We start from the raw sequence: 3,310 nt of genomic DNA on the forward strand, positions 1-3,310 counted from the left end.
GTCCGGGGTGACTCGGCAGGCATGGCGGCCAGGCCGGCGCGGACGGCCGGGTCGTCCAGTGCCACCGTGCGCAGTCGGCCCACCGGCAGATCGTCGATGATGTCCTCGGTACCGACGAGGACCGTGGCCCGGCTGTCGGCCAGCATGTAGGCCAGCCGCTCCGCCGGGTACTCGGGGTCCAGGGGGAGGTACGCGCCTCCCGCCTGCCACACCCCCAACACAGCCACCACCATGTCGACACCGCGCGGCAGGCACAGACCGACGAGGGTTTCGGGGCCCACCCCTGCGCCCTGGAGATAGTGGGCCAGTCGGTTGGCCCGTGCCATCAACTGCCCGTACGTCAGCGAGTCCTCACCGCACACCACGGCCGTCGCCCGCGGAGACTCCGCCGCCCGGGCAGCGATCAACTCGTGCACCCCACCCACCGACGGCAACGGCCGAGCCGTGTCGTTCCACGCGTTGAGCAGCAAGTCTTCCTCGTCGGCGCTCAGCAGCCGCAAGTCGCCGACACTCTGCTCGGAGTCGGTCGTCACCGCGTCCAGGACGGCAACGAAGTGGCGTGCCATCCGCTCCACGGTCGACGCCTCGAACAACGCGGTGCCGTATTCGATGACTCCGATGAGCTCACGGCCGTCGTCGGTGAGCATGAGCCGCAGGTCGAACTTCGCGATCACGTCCTCTTCCACCGTGCTGACGGACAGCCCGTTGGCGGCTTCGGAGCCATCCGGGCGGCCCCGACGGCCCGCATCGACGCCGGTCTCCGTGAAGTAGTTGAAGAGGACCTGGAACAGGGGGCTGCGGGAGCGGTCCCGGTCGGTGACGAGCGCGTCCACCACCTGCTCGAAGGGCAGGTCCTGATGGGCGTAGGCGTCCAGAGCAGTGTCTCGGACGCGGCCGAGGAGTTCGTCGAAGGAGGGGTCGCCGGAGAGGTCCGTCCGCATCACCAGGGTGTTGATGAAGAACCCGATCAACTGCTCCGTCTCGGCGCGGTTCCGGTTCGCCACCGGCGTGCCCACGACCACGTCGTCCGTCCCCGCGTACCGGCCGAGCAGGACGTCGAACGCGGCCAACAGGGTCATGAACATGGTTGTGCCACGGCGGCGGGACAGGGCGCGCAAGGCGTCCGCGGTCCGTTCGGGCACGGTGAAGCGAATCGCCGCACCGGCCGGCGACCACACGGGCGGGCGGGGGCGGTCCGTAGGCAGCTCCAGCACGGGCGCACCGGCCAACTTGCCGCGCCAGTACGCGAGTTGTTCCTCCAGCACCTCCCCTTCCAGCCACTGCCGCTGCCAGAGGGCGAAGTCGGCGTACTGCACCGACAGCGCCGGCAGCGGGTCCGGCGCACCCGCACGGAACGCGTCGTACAGCTGTGACAGCTCACGCCGGAAGACCTGCTTGGACCACTCGTCGAACACCACGTGGTGCATCGACAACGCCAGTACGTGCTCGTCGGGGGCCAGCCGGATCAGCAGCGCACGGATCAGCGGGCCGTCCGCCAGGCTGAACGGCAGGGCAGCGTCCGCGGACATCAGAGCCCAGGCGGCCGCCCCGCGGTCGGACGCGGCGGACACGTCGGCCAGCGGCAGCGCACCTGGTGCGGGCAGGTCGATCACCTGGTGCGGCACACCGTCGGCACCGGCCACCAGGCGGGTCCGCAGCACCTCGTGGCGGGCCACGACCGCGTCGAGCGCAGCGCCCAGCGCGGCCACGTCGAGCGGTCCGCCGAGTCGTACCGGCATCGGCACGTTGTACTCCACCGAGCCGGGTTCGAGCTGGTCCAGGAACCACAGGCGCTGCTGCGCGAACGACAGCGGCAGGCGCTGGGTGCGGTCGGCCGCCGTGATGGCCGGGGCCTGCCCGGCGTCACGGGCGGAGCGCCGCTCGGCCACCAGGTCCCGGATCTCGTCACGGCACTCCCGGAGCCGGCTCCGGAGTTCCTCCGTGAGGACGCCCTTGGGTGCGAAGACCCGCAGTCGGCCGTCGGTGAGGCCGAAGCGCACGCCTCGGTTCTCCAGCTCCGCCAGAAGCTCCGCAGGGGAGTTACTCATGAGGAAACCCCGTTCTCGTCAGACTCCGCACCCCGCGCTTGGGGGTCCAGGTTCTGGAGCACTTCCGCCTCTGACATGTGTTCGATCTCGTACCAGATCCGCTCCTCGACCACCTCGGCCAGACCGCGCACGGTCGGTTGGTCGAACAGCGCGGACAGGGGGATGTCGAGTTCGAAGACTTCCCGAATCCGGGAGATCACCTGGGTGGCGAGCAGCGAGTGCCCACCCAGTTCGAAGAAGTTGTCCGTGGCCCCCACCCGCTCGCTGCCGAGCAACTGTGCCCAGAGCCTCGCCAGCGCCTCCTCGGCGTCGCCGGACGGCGCCACGAACTCGTCCAGTCCGGCCCGCCCGCCGTCGGGAGCGGGGAGGGCGGCCCGGTCGAGCTTGCCGTTCGGGGTGAGGGGCAGGGCCGCCAGCTCGGTGAAGACGGACGGGATCATGAAGGCGGGCAGGTGGGCGCTGGCGTGGGCGCGCAGGTCGGACACCGGCGGGATGCCTTCGGTCGGGTCGTCCGGGACCAGGTAGGCGGCCAGTCGGCGGTCGTCCTCGTCGCCGAAGGGCACCACGACGGCCGACCGCACGCGCGGATGGTCCGCCAGCACGGCTTCGATCTCGCCGGGTTCGATACGGAAGCCACGCACCTTGACCTGCTGATCCGCCCTGCCCACGAAGTCCAGCCGACCGTCGGGAAGCCAGCGGGCCCGGTCGCCCGAGCGGTACATGCGCGAACCGTCCGCCATGAAGGGGTCGGGAAGGAAACGCTCACCGGTCAGGGCCGGACGACCGGCATAGCCACGGGCCACCTGCGGCCCGGCGATGAACACCTCACCCGCCACACCCACCGGGACGGGATGCAGGGACGCGTCCAGGACGTACAGGCGCGCGTTGGCCACCGGAGCCCCGATCGAAGGCAACCCCACCCCGTCAACCGCGCCCGCGGTGACCATCACCGTCGCCTCGGTCGGGCCGTAGGTGTTCACCAGGCGTCGACCGGGCGACCACGCCTGGGCGACCTGCTCCGTCAGCCGCTCCGCACCCAGCAACAACGTCTCGACACCGGACACCTGCTCGGGGTCCAGCACACCCAGCAACGACGGCACCACACTCGCCGCACCCACACCTTCCGCGCGGACCAGCGCCGTCAGGACCTCCGCCTCCGCCCGTTCCTCGCCGGTGGGCACCACCAACGTTCCGCCGCGAGCAAGGGTCACCGCGATGTCCAGCACCGCCGCATCGAAACTGAAGGACGCGAACTGCAACAC

Annotated in this window: 2 protein-coding genes; both read right to left on the reverse strand. The window is 70.7% G+C overall.

The features are described from left to right. Window positions 1-2,048 (reverse strand): condensation domain-containing protein (locus AQI94_RS42215; RefSeq protein WP_159050665.1); only part of this gene is annotated, 2,048 nt, incomplete at its 3' end. After that, a partial coding sequence (locus tag AQI94_RS42220; RefSeq protein WP_159050666.1) for a non-ribosomal peptide synthetase occupies window positions 2,045-3,310 on the reverse strand: 1,266 nt, incomplete at its 5' end. The genes AQI94_RS42220 and AQI94_RS42215, both read right to left, overlap by 4 nt.

The sequence above is a fragment of the Streptomyces pseudovenezuelae genome (assembly GCF_001513955.1).
In the GTDB taxonomy this organism is placed as follows: Bacteria; Actinomycetota; Actinomycetes; order Streptomycetales; family Streptomycetaceae; genus Streptomyces; species Streptomyces pseudovenezuelae.